Origin of the sequence: Corynebacterium sp. HMSC036D02 (assembly GCF_001836165.1) — a bacterium.
Lineage (GTDB): Bacteria > Actinomycetota > Actinomycetes > Mycobacteriales > Mycobacteriaceae > Corynebacterium.
The window spans coordinates 66,607-88,276 of sequence record NZ_KV827648.1; the positions used below are offsets into that span (position 1 = coordinate 66,607).

Consider the following 21,670-nt stretch of genomic DNA (forward strand, 5'->3'; position numbering starts at 1 on the left):
TTGCGCAACTAGCGAAGGAACTATTCGGGCAAACAAAAGTCCCCCTCCCAGAGCCCGCGTTCCAGAAGGTTGGTCTCGGTAAATAGACCACCGAAGTGAAGCGGGCTAGGGGAGAGGGAAGCTATCAGCGTTTCACGTGAAACTTAGGCTGTGGCGGCCTCCTCGTTGGCGGCAGAGGAGTCAACTTCAGCTTCCAAGCCTTCGATCTTGTCCCGTGCGAAGCGGTCAACGATCATCGCAATAGCGCCGTCGCCAGTAACGTTCGCAGCAGTACCAACAGAGTCGATGGCAATGTAGGCAGCAATCATCAATGCCACCATCGAATCATCGAAGCCCATATTGGCCTGCAACAGACCCACAGCGACCATCACAGCACCACCCGGAACGCCAGGGGCAGCGATCATCATAATGCCAAGAAGAAGAATGAATCCGAGAGCCTTACCCAAATCAGCTTCCATACCGTCAGCCATGAACACGATCGCAAAGGCATATAGAGTCAGCTTGATCATCGAACCGGAGAGGTGAATGGTCGCGCAAAGGGGGATAACGAAGCCAGCAACAGGCTTGGAAATCCCATTCTTCAAAGTGGCATCCAAGGTAACCGGAATCGTAGCCGCCGAGGAGGATGTACCCAGCGCCGTGAAGTAGGCCGGTGCCATGTTCTTCAAAGCGCTGAACGGATTCTTACCTGCGATGGCACCAGCAATGACGTATTGGAGCACAAGGTAAACCAAGGTCATCACAACTGCGAGTAAGAGTACCTTCGTGAAGGCGATCAGAACCGTGCCGATGTTTCCGTTCATGCCCAGCGAGAGGAACATACCGAAAATGTAGATCGGCAGAAGTGGGATAACGAAGCCCCAGATCACCTTGATGACAACGTTTTCGAATTCCTTGGTAATCGCATAGAGATTGTCGGATTTCACAGTGGTCATGGCCACGCCAATGCAGAAGGACAGAAGTAGGGCCGTCATCACCTCAAATGGTGCTGGCATCTCAACAGTGAAATAGGGCTCGAGTGCACCAGCATCGATGTCGGATACCTCGGTATTGAGCGTTTGCCCAGCCAGCAAAGTGGGGTACAGGGCCTGGGTCAGACCATACGCAACAAGGCCCGCCACGATGGTTGAGCCATAGGCAATTCCTGCAGTAATGCCCAGCCACTTGCCGGCACCCCGCCCGAGGCCGGCAATTGCCGGAGCCACGAGCGCAAGAATAAGAATGGGGATGAAGAAGCCGAGGAAGTTTGAGAACAGGCCGTTATATGTGGCGAAAGCCCTGCCAAACCACTCTGGGGCAAACTGGCTAACGATGATGCCCAAAACTATCGCGACGATAATCTTGAACAACAGAGAGTTGAGAACACTCTTAAATGTCATGATTGAGTCTTTTCTATGGTTGCTACCACGTCGGTTTTCTCGCTCGATGATAAGTACATTAATATCTACCAAGCGACACGAAATGTATAATACAGCAGGATGCGAATAATTTGAACTGGCTTTCTCGCCAGCTAGGAAGCGGGATAGACTAAGGGGCATGCTCGTAGTCGGAATCATTTTCCTCATCTTGGCCGCGGTACTTATTATCGTCGGCGGCCTTGCCACGCTCCGTAAGCTTCCTGGAAATAGCGTCGTTGGTTTACGCCTGGCCGAGATCCGCAAATCTAAAGAAGCCTGGGATAACGCCCACGCTGTCGCGGGCCCGTTCTGGTTCTTGGGCGGCGTCGCTTTAGTATTCGGCGGCATCATCGCACTGCGCGCCGAGGGATGGATGTGGCTGATTCCTGCACTCACGTTCGTCGTAGCGATCCTCGCGCTCTCCATCGGTTCCAACATGGGTGCCCGCGCAGCCTACCTGTGGGACCAGGCACACAAGGAGGATGAGGGTTGTGGTGATTCCTGCAACTGCGGCGATGGCGGGTGCGGGGGAGAAGCGCCGACAGTCGACGTCTCCGCGGCCCGCGCAGCTGCGGAACGTGCCGACAACTTGAACAATGACTAGCACTGTCATTATGGCACAGTGACGTAATAGGTACGCGTATGACGTTTCCCCCATTTCGTAACAACTAAATTAATACTTGGTCACGCCAACAGTGGGAAACTCTACTGTTGGCGTGACCTTTTTAATTATCCTGTGTCCGCACTGGGAACCACGCACCAACTCAATGGAAGGATGGCGCGGCACAGTGAATGTTCACTATCGACGGCGCACCATGGATCCCATGAACAAGAGGAAGAATATTCGCGCGCTTAAAATCATCGCTGCAGCTGCGTTCAGTTTCACCATTCTTGGCGCGGGAGCGACCTATGCGTTCGCAGGCGATAGCCGCGGCGTGCGCAACGTAGCTGGAACCATCTATAGCGATGTCGGCACAACCTACGGCGCCTACGATTTCAGCGGCAGTAGGGAAGAAGAGCTGCCCTTGTGGGATGGCAATCTCAGCTAGCAATTCAACACGGTCCCCACCAAAGGCGGGGAATCAGATAGAGTAAACCACATGACTACGTGTTCGCGCCGCCTCTTCCTGCTTGGTACCGCCACAACCTTTGCCGGAGCTTACCTCGCTGCTTGCGGCAAGGAGCCCTCGGCGGAGATCGCTGCCACGGAAATCCCCGTTGGCTCAGCCATCATTGTGGACAAGGTGATCTTCGCACAACCTACCGAGGGCGAATTCAAGGCATATTCGCAAACTTGCCCGCACCAGGGCTCCCTCATTACGAAAATTGAGGGCATGACCGCCACCTGCACGAGCCACTACTCCAGCTTTGATCTCAGTAATGGCGAGGTCACCGGCGGCCCCAGCCCCAAGCCGCTCACGGAATATGGCGTGGAAACCAACGGCGGAACAATCAAGAACGTCACCGCCTAGGACAATCCCCGCGGCCTCACGAGGCTAAAGCGGTGTTTCACGTGAAACAGTGGGTGCGGGTCTACACTCTCTTATATGCTTGAGCGCCTGAAAAGACTCGACCCCCTCATTGTCCTCATCCTCTGCGCCGTCACGCTCGCGATCGTTTTCCCCGCGCGGGGGAGTTTTGCGGAAAGCTTCGATGTCCTCACCAACATCGGAATCGCTCTCCTCTTCTTCCTCTACGGCGCGCGACTCTCAACGCGCGAGGCCATCAACGGCATCAAGCATTGGAAGCTTCACCTGACCATTCTGGTATTCACCTTCGTGGTTTACCCAGTCATCGGCCTTGTTCTCCGGCCACTCACCTCCTTCATCCCGACCGACCTCTACTTGGGAATCCTTTACCTGACGCTCGTGCCGTCCACAGTGCAGTCTTCGGTGGCCTTCACGTCAATCGCCCGCGGAAACGTTCCCGGCGCAATTGTCTCCGCGTCCGCATCGAATCTGGCCGGCGTCTTCCTCACGCCCCTACTGGTCATGGCGCTCATGGGTGCCGGCGACGGGATCCACATCGATGGCTCAGTATTCCTTGAGATCTCAATCCTCCTGCTCCTTCCCTTCGTGCTCGGCCAACTTACTAGAAAATGGGTAGGGAATTTCGCAGCCAGTAAAGCCACGAAAGTAGTAGACCGCGGCTCCATCGCGATGGTGGTGTATGCCGCCTTTTCAAAGGGAATGGTGGACGGGATATGGGCGTCGATTAGCGTCTGGCAGATCCTTTTCCAGATTGCATTCTCAACTGTGTTCGTCTTCTTCATGCTCTGGCTGACCAAAGTGGTGAGCAGAAAGCTGGGCTTCGACCGAGAAGACACCATCGCCATCCAGTTCTGCGGTTCGAAAAAGTCCTTGGCCACGGGCCTTCCCATGGCATCGGTCATCTTTGCCTCTGGCGGTACCTCTCTGGGGCTGCTCATCCTCCCGCTCATGATCTACCACCAAGTGCAGCTTATGATTTGCGCGTCTATGGCGGCTCGCTACGCGCGGGTAGAGTGAGAGCACATGAAAAAGCTTTACGTTCGCACCACCATGACTGTCCCAGAGGTCGGCACCGCCATCCATATCGCAGAACTTGAGGAGATTAACGGGGAAGCCTGCTCGATGCTGCGCATGATCGCGCTCGCGCCGAATGACGCCATCGTCGGCGCCGCAACCCCGACCGCCTCCGTGGGTGATGCCAACATCCCCCAGCAAGTAGTGCCACACCCCGATACCTACGATAAGTTCCCCGACATCGACGCCGAGCTTATCGACGCCTTCCAGTTCCACTCCCTGTGGACAGAGGCCATCGCCCTGTACGGCGACTTTTAAAGCACCAAGTTCACCAACACCATGTACACGGCCGTTCCACCAAAGATGGACAAGCCGGAATTGCGGCGCCAGAGGTGCAGCACGGCAGTAGCCGCTGCACCGACGAGGGGAGCCACCACGCTTCCCGTGTCTTGAGTCTGACTAAACAAGGTATAGACCACCAGAACAGTCATCACACCCACGGGCATAGTGAACCCCAGCATGCTGATGAACTGGCTTCCTTTAAGCGCTTTGACGAATCCGAAAGGCAGCCAACGCAAAAGAACGGTCACTACCCCCACAGGAATCAAAACTGCGAGGATGCTCCCTAGGGTTACTCCGACTGGCAAGACGGCTCCCTCCGTAGAATCATCGCGCTATCGATACGCGGGGAAAAGTAGCGCACCACCAAGAGCAGGAAGTAGGCACTCAGCGCCACCATGAGTAGCTGATCGGGGAAAAGGAATCCCGCGAGGACGCCCAGGACCGCCGCGGACAGGGGAAGCGAGTAGTCCTTGTTGTTCTGGAAGGAGTCAATCGCCAGGCCGATGAACAAGGCGACGAGGGCGAAATCCAGGCCCTTCACCGAGGGCGGAATAGCCTGGCCGGCCAGCGCACCAATGATGCCCGAAACAACCCACAGCACCTGGCAGAAAAGCTGCACGGTGAAGACAAATGCACCGCTCGGGCGCGAACCGCGGGGAAGGGCGGAGAGGACGGCATAGGATTCGTCGGTCAGCGCGTACGTGGAATAGGCGCGGCCGAAACGATTCCGAATCTCATCGCGTGGAAAGGTCAACCCATAGAAGATGTGGCGGAAGTTCACCATGAAACCCGTCAGCGCGGAAACGGCGGGCGTCACGCCACCGGTCACCATGGAAATGGCGAGGAATTCCATCGAGCCGGCGTAAATAACGATGGAAAAGATGGGGGTCCACCACCAGTCGAAACCGGTCTGAACCATGAGCACGCCGAAGGCGAGGCCCAGCGGCACCACCCCCACGGCGATGGGCATGCAGGTCCGTATTGCCTTGATGATCTCCGCACGCATGGCAGAGATGTTAGCGCAGAGGGTGAAGAGGAACTCTAATTATCTTCATCGATATAGCGCGGGAAGGTGGCAAACAACGGCAGGGGCATGGCTTGGCGGCGCATGACGTCTGACCACGTGTCTGTCGATCCGGAGGAGACCACGTCTTGGGGCAGAGCGGGGGCCACGTACCACTCACCGCGATCGATTTCCTCATCGAGTTCGCCCGGTCCCCACTCGAAATGCCCGGCAAAAAGGCGCATGCCCTCCACTAATTCGGTGACGGCATCCGGACCGACGCGCAGATCGACGAGAGCCACGCGCGGGGCGAGACGGCTCAACGAAGGCTGCTTCTCGATGTCGACGCCCTGCTTGGTCAACGCCACACCAATGGCCGCCTGCTGGTCGTGCGGACCACCGATATAAAGAGCCTGCGGCTTAGCCACAACGGGTAGCCACTCCGGCATGACGTTGAAAACGGCGACTTCGGAGCGTTTAGTCAGGTCCACGCCATAGGTACGCCCAGCATGCTGTTCGGTGATGAGGATGACGGAGCGATTGTAATGGGGCGCAAGGACGTCGGGAGCCGCCACGAGAAGCTGGCCAGGGGCGGGATCGTTGCGCTCAAGGGCGTTGAAGAGTCTGTCTGCGTACATCCCTATCTAGAATTCCACCACTCGCGCAGCTTCGCAATAGCAACTTCGCGCTCCAGAGGGCCTTCCTCGAGGCGCAGCTCCTTGAGGTAAGACCAGGCCTTGCCCACCTCGGGACCGGGCTCAAGGCCGAGTATCTCCATAATCTCGTTGCCGTCGAGATCGGGACGTACGCGAGCGAGATCCTCCTTGGCGGCGATATCCGCGATGCGTTCCTCCAGCTGATCGTAGGTGCGCTGCAGGCGGCGGGCCTTGCGCTCATTACGGGTAGTGCAATCGGCGCGCACAAGCTTGTGCAGGCGCGGGAGGAGATCACCGGCATCGGTGACATAGCGGCGCACGGCGGAATCGGTCCACTGGCCATCGCCGAAACCGTGGAAACGCATGTGCAGGTAGACCAGCTGGCCGATGTCCTCCGTCGTTGCCTTGGGGAATTTCAGCTTGCGCAGACGCTTGCGGGTGAGCTTCGCACCCACGACTTCGTGGTGGTGGAAGCTGACCTTGCCGTCGGTAGTGTCACGGGTATCCGGCTTGCCAATGTCATGGAGCAGCGCCGCCCACCGCAGAATCAGGTCGGGACCGTCCTCTTCCTGGTCCATGGCCTGGCGCAACACGGTGAGCGAGTGCGCGTACACGTCCTTGTGCTGCGCGTGCTCGTCAGGGGCCATGCGCAATGCCGGGATCTCCGGAAACACATAGTCCGCAATACCGGAGTCAACGAGCAGGTCAATACCCTTCCACGGCGCGACGCCGCAGATGAGCTTGTTGAGCTCCACCTGCACGCGCTCCACGGTGATGCGCTGGATTTCAGCGGCCATGTCCTTCATGGCATCGCGCACGCGCTGGGCGACCTCAAACTCCAACTGCGCCGCAAACCGCGCAGCACGAAGCATGCGGAGGGGATCATCGTGGAAAGAAATCTCCGGAGCATCCGGGGTATCGAGAATGCGGTTCGCTAGGTCGTCGAGGCCACCCATCGGATCGTGGAATTCACGGGTGCCGTCCGGCCGCAGCTCGATGGCCATGGCATTGACCTTGAAATCGCGGCGCACGAGATCACCCTCGAGGGTATCGCCGTACATGACCTCGGGGTTGCGGGACTGCCCGTCATAGCTATCTGAGCGGAAAGTCGTGATCTCAATCTGCTGGCCCTTATAGGCCGCCGAAACCGTGCCGAAGTCAATGCCGGTATCCCACACGGTCTCCGCCCACTCTTCGAGAATGGAATAGACCACATCGGGCCGAGCCGGAGTGGTGAAGTCGAGATCGTTGCCCAAACGGCCAAGTAGGGCATCGCGGACGGAGCCGCCAACGAGGTAGAGGGGGGCGTCGTGAAGCGCAAAGCGCTCCACCAGGCCGCTTAAGAGGCCACTGAGCCGGCTGACGGTAGCGTCCGCGCGGGCAAGAACGCCGATTAGCTGAGTGTCCTGAAAATTCACGGATCGAAGTCTACTACGATTAGCAGGGATGACTAAGAACACGCCAGGGTCCAAACGCCGCCGCCGGCGGGGCGCGGGCCACCGGAACCACCGCACGGGACGCCCCCAGCGCACGTCCACCAACCGCATGACCACGCGGGATGAGACCTCCGCCGGCGGACTCGTCGTGTCCGGATTGGCGGAGGCCGTCGACGAAGACGGCAACGTAGACCTGTCCCAGATCTATGTGGCGCTCATCGGCAGGTTGGACCGCCGCGGGCGCCTGCTGTGGTCCATGCCGAAGGGGCATGTGGAAAATGGCGAAGCCAAGGAGCTCACCGCTGAGCGCGAGGTCTGGGAGGAGACGGGAATCCACGGCAAGGTCTTCGCAGACCTCGGCATGATTGATTATTGGTTCGTCTCCGATGGCGTGCGCATTCACAAGACCGTGCACCACCACCTGCTGCGTTTCGTGGACGGCATCATGAATGACGAGGATCCCGAGGTCACGGAGGTGTCCTGGATCCCGGTCTCCGAGCTCATCGAGCACTTGGCCTATGCGGACGAACGCAAGCTGGCTCGCATTGCCCACGACCTCCTCCCGGATCTCGCGCGAAAGGAAGCTGCCGCAGGAAAGGCGACCCCACGGTGAGGTGGCGCGCAGCGGCGGCCATCGCGGCGCTGGCGGTGGGCTGCGCCGTCCCCGTGGCCCAGGCACAAACTCCCGAAACTGGGATCACTGACTCCCACTATTGGCTCGGCTCCCGCGGTCCCGACGAGCTGGAGCTCAGCCTGCTCAGCGCAACGGAGGCGCGGGTAGGGGAGACGCTCAAGCTACAACTGCGCATCCACAACCCAACCGAGAGCGCCGTTGATGACTTGCAGATAACCTCCAGGCGCAGCACTGCCGTGAACTCCACCACCCAGGCCCGCCAAGAGCTCGCTGCGGGATCCTTTCCTTATTATGGGGCGACACTCAGCGCAGGAAAGCTTGAACCGGGGGAGAGCCGCGAGCTGACCGTGGAAGTTCCCACCGCATTGGGCGAGGACTCCACGCTCGCCATCACGGAACCTGGCGCCTACCCGCTCCTGTTCACGCTCACCGGCACCCGCGACGGCCAGGCTGCCAGTTTCGCGGAGGAGCGGACAATCCTGGATTTCCAAGGAGAAGAAACGGCTCCCGAAGACGAGGGCGAGCATTCCTTTTCCTTGGTCTATCCCGTCACCGCCGAGGTAGATGTGGTGCCGGGGGATACCGGTGGCGAGGAGCTCATCCTGGAAAGCGAGCAGCTGGCTGAGCAGCTCTCCCCGGGCGGGCGGCTCGATCAGCTGCTCGATGCATACCTGCAGCATGATCTGCACGGTTCCGGCTGTATGGCCTTGGACCCCGCGCTTGTCAACGCCGCCGACCGCATGTCCGCCGGCTACACCGTCAACGAGACACGCCCCTCCACAGCCAAACACCCCACACGCCTGCGCGATTCCTGGTTCAGCAGCGCCGATTCCGATCGTGGCACGCCCGGCGCGGGTGCCCGAGACGCCGCCGCGTGGCTGGAGAAGCTCAAGAAGGTGGACTGCCGCATGCTCATGCCGTGGGCTAACGCAGACACCGATGCCGTGGCTCAAGTTGGCAACGAATGGCTCACCCACGAGGCCGTCGAGCAAGGCGCCGACACCATCGAGCGCATCCTCGGTGCCCCGCTCAGCACGCAGCTCACCGCACCTGCCTCTGGGACGAGCGAGCATGCGATGCCCGTCCCTCTGTTGGTGGCGGATAACTCCGAGTGGGCAGGCAAGGCCGCCACCTTTGATGCCTCCCTCGGCGCGCTCTTGGCCCAAACCGGGTCGAAGCCGCAAACCACCGGGTACTCCAATCCGGAGCTGCGCTACGACTTCTCGATCGATTCGGAGCAGGCGAGGGCGCTGACGGCGGGGGCGTCGATAAGCGTGGCGTCTGCACAAGAGGAGACCGTGGCCAAACTGCCGAATTACCAGGACCCTGCCGCCGCACGTGCGGTGATGGAAGCAGCGCAGCGGCTCCTCGATTCTGGGCGCCTCCAGCCTCGCCCCGTTACCACGCTAGAGGTGGAGGAGGGCAATGGGAGTCCCGGCAGCCCCTACCCGGACCCTTCAGCATTTCACGACGCCGAGATCACACAGGTAACACAGCAGGCGCGCTATACCGACGAGTTGATGTCCATCATGGTCAACGACCCCAATATTGCCATGACGCGCTACGACTTCACGGCGCCCCTGCGCCACGATCTGCTCACAGCGCTCAGCGCGACGGGCCGCTCCAGTCTGCACGGTTTTCCGACTTCGGTGACGCAGAGCCGCTCCCGGCTGGAGAAGAACGCGGATATGCTTCGCGAGCTCCGCGCCTCCGTATCTCTCATCCCACCGGGCAACGTGTATACCCGCGTCTCAGAGTCATCGCCGCTGCTCATCGTGGCAGAAAACGGCCTGCCGCTGCCTGTCGACGCCCACTTGGCTTATGACGCCCCCGACGGCGCCACGTTGAACACGCAGAACATGATTCACATCCCGGCCAAGGGATCCATTACCGTGTCCATGACCGCTGACCTGCCCAGCAATGCTGACCAGATGTCGCTGCGCCTGTGGCTAGCAACACCATCTGAGCACCTGATTTCGGATCCAATCGACATCACGGTGCAGACGCGTGCCGGTATCGTTAGCGTCTATGGAGTCGGCGCGATCGCCGCGCTCGCCCTCGTCCTAGCTGCACTGTTCCGGCTGGGTAAGCGGAAGAAAAAGAAGTCTCACGGATAGTTTTCTCTATGACACATGAACCTATGTCTGGTGCCCGTCGACGCATTGTCACGCCCTCGCCGCCGGCACCGGTCCCGGAAAAGCGCGCGCCGAGCGGCGTTGTTGCTGTCGACGACGAACTCGAGGACCGTTCGGGACTGAAGGGCAAGGCTGCCTCGGCCCCGAGTGAGTCCGCCGGCGAGAAGAACTCCGACGGCGCCGTCGTCCGCGCGACCGGCTCCATGGCTATCGCCACGTTGATTTCCCGTATCACGGGATTCATTCGCAACGTGCTCATCGGCTCTTCGCTTGGCCCGGCCATTTCCTCCGCCTTTACCACGGCGAACCAGCTGCCCAACCTCATCACGGAGATCGTGCTGGGTGCGGTGCTGACCTCCCTCGTGGTTCCGGTGCTGGTGCGCGCAGAGAAGGAAGATGCCGACCGCGGCGAGGACTTTGTCCGGCGCCTCTTCACACTGGCCTTCTCCCTGTTGGCCACGATCACGGTGCTTTCCTGTATTTTTGCCCCGCAGTTAACGCGCATGATGTTGCCAGAAGACGGCGAGGTCAATGCCGTGCAGGCAACCTCGTTTGCCTACTTGCTGCTGCCGCAGATCTTCTTCTACGGGCTTTTCGCGCTCTTCCAAGCGGTGCTCAACACCAAGAACATCTTCGGGCCGGGCGCGTGGGCACCGGTCGTCAATAACATCATCTCGATTTCGGTGCTGGTGGCCTACCAGCTGGTGCCGGGCAGTCTGCATCCCGATGCGCCCTCGCCGATTACGGACAGGCACGTGCTGCTCCTTGCGCTGGGCACCACGGCGGGCGTGGTGGTGCAATGTCTCATCCTCTTCCCTTATCTTAAGAAGGCGGGCATTAACCTCAAGCCGCTCTGGGGCTTGGATGACCGCCTCAAGCAGTTCGGCGGCATGGCCATGGCAATCGTGGCCTATGTGGCGATTTCCCAGTTGGGTTACGTCATCACCTCCCGCGTGGCGGCGCATGCGGATAAAGGCGCACCCTTTACCTACCAGCAGGCCTGGCTGCTTTTGCAGGTGCCCTATGGCGTCATCGGCGTCACGCTACTCACCGCGATTATGCCGCGCCTGTCCCGCAACGCCGCGGACGGTGACGTCAAGGCCGTGGTTCGGGATCTCACGCTCGGCACAAAGCTGACGTTTATCGCCCTGATCCCGATCGTCATCTTTATGACGGGCTTCGGCATCCCGATCGCCCGCGGCCTTTTCCAGTACGGCGCCTTCGACGCCGACGCGGCCGAGCTGCTCGGCCTCACGTTGAGCTTCTCCGCCTTTACCCTCATCCCCTACGCCCTCGTGCTGCTGCACCTGCGCGTCTTCTACGCCCGTGAGGAAGCGTGGACGCCGACGTTTATTATCGCCGGCATCACGCTGACCAAGGTGGTGCTTTCCCTGCTGGCCCCGCACGTTGCGGACTCCCCGGAGCGCGTGGTCATCCTGCTGGGTACGGCCAACGGCTTCGGCTTCGTGGCCGGCGCGGTGATCGGCGGCTTCCTGCTTAAGCGCAAGCTGGGCAGCCTGGGCGGCCGGGCGGTTATCGCGACGACTATCTGGTCAGTGCTGGCCTCCCTCGTGGGCCTCCTCGTGGCCTTCGTCATCAACTACGCCATAAACCTGGTGCTGCCGGAAGAGCTACCGCCCTTCGTACACCTGCTGAAGCTAGCCGTCGTGGGCCTAGTGTTCGTGATCGTGACCGGCATCGTGCTCTCGCGTTCGGGCCTGCCGGAAGTCATCAACCTGGGCCGCCAGCTGCAGCGTATTCCGGGCATGTCCCGCTTCATCAAGATCGAGCATGCAGAGGCTATCGAGGTCGAAGCCCCGGAGCAGCTGGAGTTCCAGCCCATCTTCAGCGTGGATGCCTTCAACTCCTCGCCGGTGCCGCCGCCAATGTCTGCCGGTATCGTGCGCGGCCCGCGCCTGGTTCCGGGTGCCCCAGTCTCCGACGGTCGCTTCCGCCTCCTCAAGGACTATGGCTCCGCACCGGGTACCCGCTTCTGGAAGGCCCGCGAGCAAGCAACTGGACGCCTCGTATCTCTGACCTTCGTGGACACCACGGGCGAAGCTCCGATGGCACCGGCCACCCCGGCCGTGGCTGCCCGCCGCTCCGCGGAGGTATCCCGCTCCACGCGCCGCTTGGCGGAGATGGAGCTGGATGCCATGGCGAAGAACATCGATATCCTGTCCTACCGCCAGGGCTGCCTCGTCGTGGCGGATTGGGTGGAGGGCACGTCCCTGAAGACGGTCTCGGAGGATGAGGACCTCGATCCCCGCGCCGTCGCCCATGCCTTGGCACCGCTGGTGCGCACCACGGCCGCCGCCCACGCGGCAGGTCTCGTGCTGGGCATTGAAAACCGCAACCGCATCCGCATCTCCACCGAGGGCATTGCCACGCTGGCCTTCCCCGCGGTACTGCACAGCAACGATGAGGAAACTGACCGCTCAGCGTTGGCCTCCGCAATCTCGCTCCTGGTGGAGTCCACCAGCCCAACACCGGAGGTGCTGCAGGAGATCGCTACCGACGCTGAAGAGGGTGAGGACTCCGACCTCGAGGACATCGCCCACCGCTTGGCGGCCTTCGCCGGCGATGGCGAGGACGGCGAGGAAACCCTCCAGGTACCGGTGGAGGAGACCCCGCGCAAGGAGGACCCGAGCCCTGCACCGGGCTTCGGCGGCCGCGGTTACTCTGGCTCCGGCATCATCGTGCTCGGCGTACTCGCCACCCTCTTCGTCGTGGCGATGGCCGCACTCAGCGTGTGGATTCTCTCCCAGGTGGGTAATGAAAAGACTTCCCCAGTGGTGACGAAGAGCGAATCCACGACGGAAACGACCTTCCCCAACGTGCCGCCGGTGCTCTTCAAGGACGTAAAGACCACCTCCGTCCCAGAAGGCAAGGAGGTATCCAGCTCCTGGTCCACGAAGGAAGCAGACACCGGCCTCCTGCTCAGCATTGATAAACCCACGCAACTTCACGCGCTTCCGCTGCAACAGAGCAAGTCCACCGGCGCGAAGTATGAGGTTTATGGCGTCAATACCAAGGACTTCGATCCCACGAACCCTAAAGCCGCGACGCTGACCGAGCTCGCACACGGCACCCTGACGAGCGCACGCCAAGACATCGAGCTCAAGGAGAAGTCGGTGGCTTTCGACGGCGCCCTGATCATCTTCACCGACATGCCCAAGTCCGGTTCTGTCACTCTGAAGGAGGCCACACTGGTGGGCATCCCCACCAACTAACGCACTGCCTCACACACATCCCCAGACCTGAAACCCGAAACTACCTGGGCTCGCTGACTCAGACGTGCAACGCGCTTGACGACGCCCACCCAGGTTTCGGGTTGCAGGTCTGGGGCTTTATTGTTCTTGCGATTTCCTCCCTTGACAGATAAGAGAAGGAGCGTATAATTATTGTTGTCACGTCAACAACCTAGAGAAACCTAGAAGAAACGAGGAAACCATGACTATCACCGCAGGAACCTACGCACTGGACGCAGCACACACCACTATCGGCTTTGTTGCTCGCCACGCCATGATCACCAAGGTGCGCGGCAACTTCAACGAGTTCGAAGGCACCCTAACCGTAGGGGAGAACATTGCCGACTCTGCCGCCACCGCCACGGTGAAGACCACATCCATCGATACCAAGAATGCTGACCGCGATGCTCACGTGAAGGGCGAGGACTTCTTCGACGTTGAGAAGTTCCCAGAGATGACCTTCACCGCGACCAAGTTCGACGTTAACGAGGCAGGCGAGGGCACTGTCACCGGTGACCTCACCATCAAGGGCACCACCAAGTCCGTCGACTTCAAGGTTGAAGAGACCGGCGTAGCTGAGGATCCCTTCGGCAACACCCGCCTGGGCTTTGAGGCTAAGACCTCCATTAACCGCCTCGACTTCGGTATCGACTTCAACGCTCCGCTGAAGACCGGCGGCGTGCTGGTCTCCGAGGAGATCAAGATCGAGCTCGAGGTTTCTGCCATCAAGCAGTAAACCCAAAAGCGCGAAACCTCTCCGTAGGAAGTAGTTCTTAGTTGTTGCCCGTAGTGCCCATTTCGGTACTGCGGGCAACAGTTTTTGCTGCGGAGTTGTTTGAAACAACTTTGAGTGACCGGCATGTGATACGCACCGCAGCGACGTTTAAGATGTAGCGCATGACTACCGCAAACCTCACCCATGCAGAAGCTTCCGCCCGCAGCGCCGCGCTGCGCCTGAGCACCTACGAGCTGCACCTCGACGTCACGAGCGCGCCAACCGACGCCGATTCTTACGAGGTCACCTCACGCATTACGTTCACCACCACCGAGCCCGAGACCTTCGTGGATTACTTGGGCAAGGCCGTGCACGCAGTGCGCATCAACGGCGAGGAGGTGGAGAACACCTTCGACGGCGGACGCATCTACCTGCGGGATCTTCCAGTGGGAGAGGAGCTCACCGTGGAGATCACCGGCTCCTCCTATTACTCCCGCACCGGCCAGGGCCTGCACCGCATGCACGACCAAGCCGATGACACCACGTACCTCTACTCGCACCTCGAGCCTTCTGATGCCCGCCGCATCTTCCCCTGCTTTGATCAGCCGGACCTCAAGGCAAGCTACGAGGTGCACCTCACCGGCCCGGAAGGCTGGCAGCTGCTCAGCAACCAGCCGGAGGTCGGCCGCGAGAAGACGGATAGCGGGGAAGTAGCGCACTTCGCGCCGACCCCGCTGCTGTCAACGTATCTGACGGCGTTTGCGGCGGGGCCGTACGTCGAGAAGCACAGCACCTGGACCGCACCCGATGGCTCCTTGGAAGTGGAGCTGCGCGCCTTTGCCCGCGCCTCCATGGCTGAATACCTGGATGATGAAATCCTGCAGGTCACAGCACAAGGCATGGACTTCTTCCACAGCAGTTTTGGCTACCCGTACCCGTGGGGCAAGTACGATTCCATCTTCGTTCCGGAATACAACCTGGGCGCCATGGAGAACCCCGGCCTCGTGACCTTTACGGAGCACTACCTCTTCCGTTCCGCCGCCACCCGCGCGCAGCATGCCGGGCGCACGAATACCATCCTGCACGAGATGTCGCACATGTGGTTCGGTGACCTAGTCACCCCGCAGTGGTGGGATGACCTGTGGCTCAAGGAGTCCTTCGCGGAGTTCATGGGCGCGGATTCCTCGGTGCACGCCACCAAGTACACCGAGGCCTGGGTAAACTTCGCTGGCCAGCGCAAGAACTGGGCCTACCTGCAGGATCAGCTGCCCACCACGCACCCGATCAAGGCCGAGATCCCGGACGTGGATGCCGCACGCCAGAACTTCGACGGCATCACTTATGCCAAGGGTGCGGCGGTGCTCAAGCAGCTGGTGCACTACGTGGGCCGGGAGAACTTCTACGCCGGCGCGCGCGACTACTTCCAGGAGCACGCCTTTGCCGCCGCCACCTTCGAGGACCTTCTCAAGGCGCTGAAGAAGCACACCGACCGCGATCTCGACGCCTGGTCCACCGCCTGGCTGCGCACGTGGGGCCCGGACACGCTCACCCCGGAGCTGCACACTAACGGCGATAAGATCCACGAGCTCGCCATCGCTGTCGAGGCCGAGGACACCACGCGCCCGCACCGCCTCAACGTGGCGTTCTTCGATGACTCCCTGAACAAGTACGCCACCCTCGACGTCGATCTGGAAGGCGAGCGCACCATCCTCGATGAGGCATCGGGGCTTCAGGCACCGGCGTTGCTGCTGCTAAACGACGGCGACCACACCTACGCCAAGGTCCGCTTCGACGAGACTTCCCTGGTGACCATCCGCACGCGCCTGTCTGAAGTCCCGGATGAGCTTTCCCGCGCGGTTATCTGGACCTCCCTGTGGAATCTCACCCGCGATGGCGAGTGGCCGGTGCGCTCCTACCTGGACACCGTGCTCAACCACGCCCCGGCGGAGTCCAACCCGACGCTTCTGACCACGGCCTTTGCCAATGTTCGCTATGCCATCGACCACTTCGTGGGCGAGGATGTTCGCGAGGAGATCCGCGCCGACTACGCCGAGCGCCTCTGGGAGGTTCTACAGAAGGCCCCGGGCGGCTCCGATGCGCAACTCACCATCGCCCGCGCCGCCATCCAGGCCTTCGCGGCCACCCCGGAGGAGTCCGGCACGCAGCGCCTGCGTGCGCTTTACGACGGCTCCCTCGACGGCCTCGCCCTCGACCCGGATATCCGCTGGGCCATCCTCCGCGCGCTGGCCGCCCGAGACGCCGTCAGCACCGAAGAGCTGGAGGCGGAGAAGGAGCACGATAACACGCTCACCGGTGCCGCCGCCTACCTGGGCGCCTCCCACGCCTTCCCGTCTGCCGAGCTCAAGCGCGAAGTCTTCGACCTCGTGCGCACGCCGGGCAAGTACTCCAACGCGGAAGTGGATTCCCTGCTCGCGGCGTTTAACGCCCCACGCTCGGCCCACCTCACTGAGGCCTTTGCCCAGGAGTATTTCGATTCTCTGGCCAAGCTCTGGGAGGAGCACCCCATCGAGATTGCCAACCGCCTCGTCCGCGGGCTCTACCCGGATCTCGCAATGGCCGACGCCGCCACCAGCGAGTTCTTGGGCAGCGAACGTCCGCGTGCACTTCGCCGCGTGCTGCTGGAATGCCAGGATGCGCTGCGTCGCGCGCAACGCGTGCGTGCGTGCCGCGCAGTGATCGCGGCACGTTAGAAGCGGCGCGTAGCGGACAGCAGAATCTTCCCGTAAACTCGCAGACACATTAACGGGGGGACAATCACTAGCCTTCGGCTTCGGCTGAGGGCTGTGTTGACCCAATTGTCATTGCTCAAGTTTCCGGGGGGATTCTTAGTGTCAGCACAGCCGACCGATCGTGAACTCGTCGACGCCTTCATTGGCGGAGATACCAAGGCCTTTTCGGCAATCGTCGAGAAGCACCGCGCGCGCCTGACCGCCATGGCGCGGCGCTACACGCGCAACGATGATGATGCGCAGGACATTGTGCAGGAGGCATTGCTCAAGGCCAGCTGCAACATGGCTTCCTACCGGCATGATGCCGCATTGAGCACGTGGCTGCACCGACTGGTGATGAACTCCGGCTATGACTTCCTCAACCATCGGTCGAACCGGGAAAATGCCTCCCTGGATGCGGAGATCATTGAGGATGACCGCAACTATGCACTCGCGCACAATCCCAGCGAGAACCTGGCGGAGCGCATCACGGTGGCCCAAGCGATGGAGACCCTGCGCGAGGACCAGCGGGAGGCGCTGTACCTGACCGATGTTGCTGGCTATCCCATCGATACGGTGGCCAAGGTGCAAGGCGTGGCACCAGGCACGGTGAAGTCGCGGCGAGCCCGGGCTCGGCAAGTGCTGCGTGCGGCGATAGACTGAGGCCGAGTAGAATCTGATTCTTGATCGGAATTGTCGTCTCAAGGGAGTTTTTTGTGACCATCCACGATGTCGCCATCGTCGGCTCCGGCCCTGCCGGCTATACCGCAGCGCTCTACGCAGCACGCGCCGAGCTCAATCCCATCGTCTTCGAGGGCTTTGAATACGGTGGCGAACTGATGAACACCACCGAGGTGGAGAACTACCCGGGCTTCCAAAAGGGCATCATGGGCCCAGAACTCATGGAAGAGATGCGCGCCCAAGCCATCCGCTTCGGTGCCGACCTGCGCATGGAAGTTGTAGATTCCATCGAGCTCGAAGGCGAAGTTAAGAAGCTGCACGTGGGCGATGAAGTTTTCGAAGCCCGCGCCGTCATCCTCGCCACCGGTGCCGCTCCGCGCTACCTGGGCATTCCAGGTGAATCGGAGCTGACCGGCCGCGGTGTGTCCGCGTGTGCCACCTGCGATGGCTTCTTCTTCAAGGACCACAACATCGCCGTCGTCGGCGGTGGCGATTCCGCCATGGAGGAGGCCACCTTCCTCACCAAGTTCGCCGAGACCGTCACCATTATTCACCGCTCGGAGAACTTCCGCGCCTCCAAAATCATGCTGGAGCGCGCCAAGGAGAACCCAAAGATCAAGTGGCTGACCAACACCACCGTCGAGCGCGTCCTAGAGAAGGACGGCAAGGTCGGTGCTCTCGAAGTCAAGAACGTTCTCACTGGTGAGACTAGCGAGCTGGATTTGACCGCCATGTTCGTGGCCATTGGCCACGACCCGCGCTCCGGCTTCCTCAACCGCCAGGTAGAGACCGATGAGGCTGGCTACGTCGTGGTGGAGCAGCCGTCCACCAAGACCTCGCTGCCAGGTGTCTTTGCCTGTGGTGACTTGGTCGATGACCACTACCAGCAGGCCATTACCGCTGCGGGCTCCGGCTGCCGCGCGGCGATTGATGCGGAACATTTCCTCGCCGAGAACCGTTAGTAATCACATGAGCAACATTAAAAACGTCACTACTGATTCCTTCCGCGCTGACGTCGTGGAGGCAGGCAAGCCCGTCGTCGTGGACTTCTGGGCCGAATGGTGCGGTCCGTGCAAGAAGCTGTCCCCGATCCTCGAAGAGGTTGCCGAAGAACTCGGTGAGGACGTCTCCGTGGTCAAGGTCAACGTGGACGAAGAGCGCACCTTGGGTGCCATGTTCCAGATCATGTCCATCCCGTCCGTGCTGATTTTCAAGAACGGTGAGAAGGTCGATGAATTCGTTGGTCTTCGTTCCAAGGCCGACATCGTGGCGCAGATAAAGAAACAGCTCTAACTGGTATTCTTTAACTCGTTGATGGCGCACTGCGGTGCGCCTCCTTGATCACGAAAGGGGTAGGTGTGAATCGCGTTTTACGTGTAGGTGACCAGAGCGTTCGGGTCGCCGAAGCACGCGCAACCCTTGCCCGCCTCGGCCTGATGACTGACTACCAGGGGACCTTGTCCGACTGGAGGAAGCAGAAGTACTCCGAAGCCGATAAGCACTTTGACGCCGAGCTAGCGGAGGTTCTTAAGGCCTTCCAGCAATCGCGTGGCATCGTGCCCAGCGGCGATATCGATGACCTCACTCTGCGCGAGCTGCGCCAGGCTTCCTACACGCTGGGCGCTCGCGTTCTGGCCTATGAGCCAGGCAACGTGCAGGTGGGCGATGATGTTTCCCAGCTGCAGCAACAACTCCAGGAGCTCGGCTTCTACCAGGAACGCATCGACGGCCATTTTGGCGCCCGCACCTATGCGGCGCTGGCGGAGTACCAGTTGAACTCTGGGCTGCGCAGTGACGGAATTTGTGGCCCGGAGACCATCAACGCGTTGAACCTTTTGGGTCGGCGCATCACCGGCGGCTCAGCGCACAACATCCAGGAACGTGAGCGCGTCCGCAATGCGGGGCCCCAATTGGCCGGCAAGCGCGTTGTCATCGATCCCAGCTTGGGCGGTTTCAACAAGGGCCGTACGGTCAAGGGCCGCTTTGGTGACATCACTGAGGAAGAGATCCTCTGGGATTTGGCTGAGCGAGTTGCTGGCCGCATGATTGCCGCCGGCATGGAGACCATCATCTCCCGCCCGCGTACCGATGATCCCTCCATCCACGATCGCGCCGATATTGCCAATGCCTTTGGTGCTGACTTGGTCATTTCGCTCGCCTGCGACGAGTACCCCACAGAGAAGGCCAATGGTGTGGCCACCTTCTACTTCGGTTCGGAGTCCGGCAATTCTTCCCTCATCGGGGAAACGCTCTCCGGCTTCATCCAGCGTGAGATTGTTGCCCGTACCGAACTGGGTAACTGCCGCAACCACGGCCGCACGTGGGCGCTGCTACGTCTGACGCAAATGCCGGTCGTCCAAGTGGTTCTGGGGTACCTGACCAGCCCGAAGGACGTGGCTATTCTGACCAACCCGGATCGCCGCGATGACATCGCCGAGGCCATCGTTGTCTCCGTCAAACGCCTGTACCTCCTCGACGATGACACCGCCGTGACCGGCACCTACCGCTTCGACGAGCTGCTGCGCGCCGAGCGCTCTTCTTAACAGGCCTAGGCTAGGGCACGGGCGAGGAGGTCTTCGACTGCAGCGGCCGTCAGCAGGTCGAAGGCAGGGGGCAGCTCAAGGCGCAAGCGCGGCGTAATGGGGTGATCGCGCACCACCATGAACCCGGCGGATTCCAACGTTTCCACAGGTAAAAGGCCGATGCGGCCGGGTTTGTCCCGCAGAAGATCTTCTGCGGCTTGGGCATCTCGGTAGCCAAAAGCTTCGACGGCGCTGGCTTCGCGGGGGGTGAGGTGCATAATGGTGGCGTCGAGAAGCACCGCCTCCAGGCCCTTCGCCGCACGGTGCGACTTCACGAACAGCGAGGACACGAGCACAGCATCCTCCGAGACAGGAGAGGTGGGCAGTTTCGCGGCACCGGGGGCAAGGTCAGGTGGGCAGAAGAAGACGGTAGCTTCATCGCTCACGGTGAAGCCGCATTCGCCGCAGCGCAGCAGAGTAGCGCTGATCCATGCTTCTTTCTCAAAGGCCGGATCAGCGACCGTGGTCTTCAGCTCCCAGAAGATGGATCGGGCCGCCAAGGGATTGATGGCAATGCCTTCCTTGACGGCCTGAACGAACATAGTGGGCTAGCTACTTTCCTTGCCCTCAATGAGGGCCAGAATGCGCTCGAAATCTTCCTGGTCGCCGAATTCGACGACCATCTTGCCCTTGCGCTTGCCCATGGTGACGGTGACCTTGGTGTCGAAGCGATCTGCCAGACGTTCAGCGGAATCGGTGAAGAACTGCGGCTGTGGAGCGGCAGGCTTCTTCGTTGGCTCGGCCGGCTTACCATCCCGCTTGTATAGGGTGACAGCTTCCTCCGTGGCGCGCACAGACAGGCCCTCGGCCACAATGCGGTTGGCAATGAGCTCCATGGCCTCAGCATCCGGCAGGCCCAGCAGCGCGCGGGCGTGGCCGCCAGACAAGGTGCCAGCGGCAACGCGCTTCTGCACACTGACCGGCAGCTTGAGCAAGCGAATCATGTTGGTGACCTGAGGGCGGGAGCGGCCGATGCGATCAGCCAACTCGTTCTGGGTTACACCAAATTCCTCCAGCAGCTGCTGGTAGGCGTGAGCCTCTTCCAATGGGTTGAGCTGCACGCGGTGGATGTTCTCCAGCAGGGCATCCCGCAGCAGATCATCATCCTTGGTATCGCGCACGATAGCTGGGATGGTGGCCAGGCCTGCCTTGGAGGAGGCGCGCCAGCGGCGCTCACCCATGATGAGTTCGAAGCCGCCCTCCTCAGCAGGGCGGACCACGACCGGCTGCAGCAGCCCGAATTCCTTGATGGAGTGGACCAGCTCCGCTAGCTCATCCTCATCGAAGACAGTACGCGGCTGCTTCGGGTTGGGCATGATGTCCCCGACGGAGATCTCGCGGTACGTCGCACCAATCACCGAAGGCTTGGCCTGCCGCTTCTTCGAGCCAGAAGACTGCTGGATGGTGGGCGCACCCTGCACCTTTTTCGGCGCAGATCCGTGAGCCCCGCCGGTCGAAGCGCCAAGGATAATGTCAGCCGCCGAATCCCCAAGGCGCGGCTTGCGGGAGGGCGCACCCGGGCCAGACGGAATGAGAGCGGCCAGTCCCTTGCCTAGGCCGCCCTGGCGCTGCTCCGGCTTCTGCTCTGCCTTCTTATCTGCCACG

Annotated in this window: 21 protein-coding genes; 14 read left to right on the top strand and 7 right to left on the bottom strand. The window is 60.9% G+C overall.

Going from position 1 to position 21,670, the window contains the following annotated elements; translation table 11 throughout:
• Positions 1–143: 143 nt before the first annotated feature.
• The gene (locus HMPREF2743_RS00395) at positions 144–1,379 is read right to left on the bottom strand and encodes a dicarboxylate/amino acid:cation symporter (RefSeq protein WP_070745313.1); all 1,236 of its coding nucleotides are present in this window, start codon (positions 1,377–1,379) and stop codon (positions 144–146) included.
• A gap of 157 nt (positions 1,380–1,536) precedes the next feature.
• Here HMPREF2743_RS00395 and HMPREF2743_RS00400 point away from each other — a divergent pair, with 157 nt between their 5' ends.
• From HMPREF2743_RS00400 to HMPREF2743_RS00420, 5 genes are all read left to right on the top strand, one after another.
• Positions 1,537–2,001 carry an SdpI family protein gene (locus HMPREF2743_RS00400; RefSeq protein WP_070817978.1) on the top strand — a complete coding sequence of 155 codons (465 nt, stop codon included), beginning with the start codon at positions 1,537–1,539 and terminating at the stop codon, positions 1,999–2,001.
• A gap of 220 nt (positions 2,002–2,221) precedes the next feature.
• The gene (locus tag HMPREF2743_RS00405) at positions 2,222–2,446 is read left to right on the top strand and encodes a hypothetical protein (RefSeq protein ID WP_070524909.1); all 225 of its coding nucleotides are present in this window, start codon (positions 2,222–2,224) and stop codon (positions 2,444–2,446) included.
• Between the two features lie 51 nt (positions 2,447–2,497).
• A complete protein-coding gene (locus tag HMPREF2743_RS00410) occupies positions 2,498–2,869 on the top strand; it encodes a Rieske (2Fe-2S) protein (protein ID WP_070524911.1) in 372 nt (123 codons plus the stop codon).
• A gap of 75 nt (positions 2,870–2,944) precedes the next feature.
• On the top strand, positions 2,945–3,904 hold the full coding sequence (locus HMPREF2743_RS00415; RefSeq protein ID WP_070524913.1) for a bile acid:sodium symporter family protein: 960 nt from the start codon (positions 2,945–2,947) through the stop codon (positions 3,902–3,904).
• A gap of 6 nt (positions 3,905–3,910) precedes the next feature.
• Entirely contained in the window at positions 3,911–4,219 is a 309-nt protein-coding gene (locus HMPREF2743_RS00420; protein ID WP_070524915.1) for a hypothetical protein, read from the top strand.
• Here HMPREF2743_RS00420 and HMPREF2743_RS00425 read toward each other — a convergent pair.
• Genes HMPREF2743_RS00425 through HMPREF2743_RS00440 form a run of 4 tightly spaced genes read right to left on the bottom strand, consistent with a single transcriptional unit; the run spans position 4,216 to position 7,320 of the window.
• A complete protein-coding gene (locus tag HMPREF2743_RS00425; protein ID WP_070524917.1) occupies positions 4,216–4,548 on the bottom strand; it encodes a branched-chain amino acid transporter permease in 333 nt (110 codons plus the stop codon). The two genes, HMPREF2743_RS00420 and HMPREF2743_RS00425, sit on opposite strands and share 4 nt — an antisense overlap.
• Complete coding sequence (locus tag HMPREF2743_RS00430) at positions 4,533–5,249, bottom strand: AzlC family ABC transporter permease (protein WP_070817979.1); 717 nt, start codon at positions 5,247–5,249, stop codon at positions 4,533–4,535. Before HMPREF2743_RS00430 ends, HMPREF2743_RS00425 begins: the two co-directional genes overlap by 16 nt.
• Positions 5,250–5,284: 35 nt before the next feature.
• A complete protein-coding gene (locus tag HMPREF2743_RS00435; protein ID WP_070524921.1) occupies positions 5,285–5,884 on the bottom strand; it encodes a YqgE/AlgH family protein in 600 nt (199 codons plus the stop codon).
• Between the two features lie 2 nt (positions 5,885–5,886).
• A complete protein-coding gene (locus HMPREF2743_RS00440) occupies positions 5,887–7,320 on the bottom strand; it encodes a CCA tRNA nucleotidyltransferase (RefSeq protein WP_070524923.1) in 1,434 nt (477 codons plus the stop codon).
• 28 nt (positions 7,321–7,348) lie between these two features.
• On the opposite strand from HMPREF2743_RS00440, the gene HMPREF2743_RS00445 reads away from it, so the two are divergent.
• From HMPREF2743_RS00445 to HMPREF2743_RS00485, 9 genes are all read left to right on the top strand, one after another.
• The gene (locus tag HMPREF2743_RS00445; protein WP_010188049.1) at positions 7,349–7,951 is read left to right on the top strand and encodes an NUDIX hydrolase; all 603 of its coding nucleotides are present in this window, start codon (positions 7,349–7,351) and stop codon (positions 7,949–7,951) included.
• Positions 7,948–10,089 (top strand): hypothetical protein, encoded by a 2,142-nt coding sequence (locus HMPREF2743_RS00450; RefSeq protein WP_070817980.1) that lies wholly within the window; start codon positions 7,948–7,950, stop codon positions 10,087–10,089. The genes HMPREF2743_RS00445 and HMPREF2743_RS00450 overlap by 4 nt, the downstream gene beginning before the upstream one ends.
• 8 nt (positions 10,090–10,097) lie before the next feature.
• Positions 10,098–13,340, top strand: a complete 3,243-nt coding sequence (gene murJ / locus HMPREF2743_RS00455) for a murein biosynthesis integral membrane protein MurJ (protein ID WP_070817981.1) — start codon at positions 10,098–10,100, stop codon at positions 13,338–13,340.
• Between the two features lie 220 nt (positions 13,341–13,560).
• Positions 13,561–14,094 (top strand): YceI family protein, encoded by a 534-nt coding sequence (locus tag HMPREF2743_RS00460; protein ID WP_070524929.1) that lies wholly within the window; start codon positions 13,561–13,563, stop codon positions 14,092–14,094.
• A gap of 161 nt (positions 14,095–14,255) precedes the next feature.
• Complete coding sequence (pepN, locus tag HMPREF2743_RS00465; RefSeq protein WP_070817982.1) at positions 14,256–16,784, top strand: aminopeptidase N; 2,529 nt, start codon at positions 14,256–14,258, stop codon at positions 16,782–16,784.
• A 138-nt stretch (positions 16,785–16,922) separates the two neighbouring features.
• A complete protein-coding gene (locus tag HMPREF2743_RS00470; protein ID WP_070817983.1) occupies positions 16,923–17,465 on the top strand; it encodes a sigma-70 family RNA polymerase sigma factor in 543 nt (180 codons plus the stop codon).
• Positions 17,466–17,518: 53 nt separating this feature from the next.
• Positions 17,519–18,445 (top strand): thioredoxin-disulfide reductase, encoded by a 927-nt coding sequence (gene trxB, locus HMPREF2743_RS00475; RefSeq protein WP_070817984.1) that lies wholly within the window; start codon positions 17,519–17,521, stop codon positions 18,443–18,445.
• Between the two features lie 7 nt (positions 18,446–18,452).
• Complete coding sequence (gene trxA, locus HMPREF2743_RS00480) at positions 18,453–18,776, top strand: thioredoxin (protein ID WP_070817985.1); 324 nt, start codon at positions 18,453–18,455, stop codon at positions 18,774–18,776.
• Positions 18,777–18,841: 65 nt separating this feature from the next.
• Positions 18,842–20,026: an N-acetylmuramoyl-L-alanine amidase gene (locus HMPREF2743_RS00485; protein ID WP_070524933.1), complete on the top strand. Its 1,185-nt coding sequence runs from the start codon at positions 18,842–18,844 to the stop codon at positions 20,024–20,026.
• Between the two features lie 5 nt (positions 20,027–20,031).
• Here the strand turns inward: HMPREF2743_RS00485 and HMPREF2743_RS00490 are convergent, their stop codons facing one another.
• Complete coding sequence (locus HMPREF2743_RS00490) at positions 20,032–20,607, bottom strand: hypothetical protein (protein WP_070817986.1); 576 nt, start codon at positions 20,605–20,607, stop codon at positions 20,032–20,034.
• A 6-nt stretch (positions 20,608–20,613) separates the two neighbouring features.
• Positions 20,614–21,669 (bottom strand): ParB/RepB/Spo0J family partition protein, encoded by a 1,056-nt coding sequence (locus HMPREF2743_RS00495; RefSeq protein WP_070524937.1) that lies wholly within the window; start codon positions 21,667–21,669, stop codon positions 20,614–20,616.
• Between the last annotated feature and the right edge of the window lies 1 nt (position 21,670).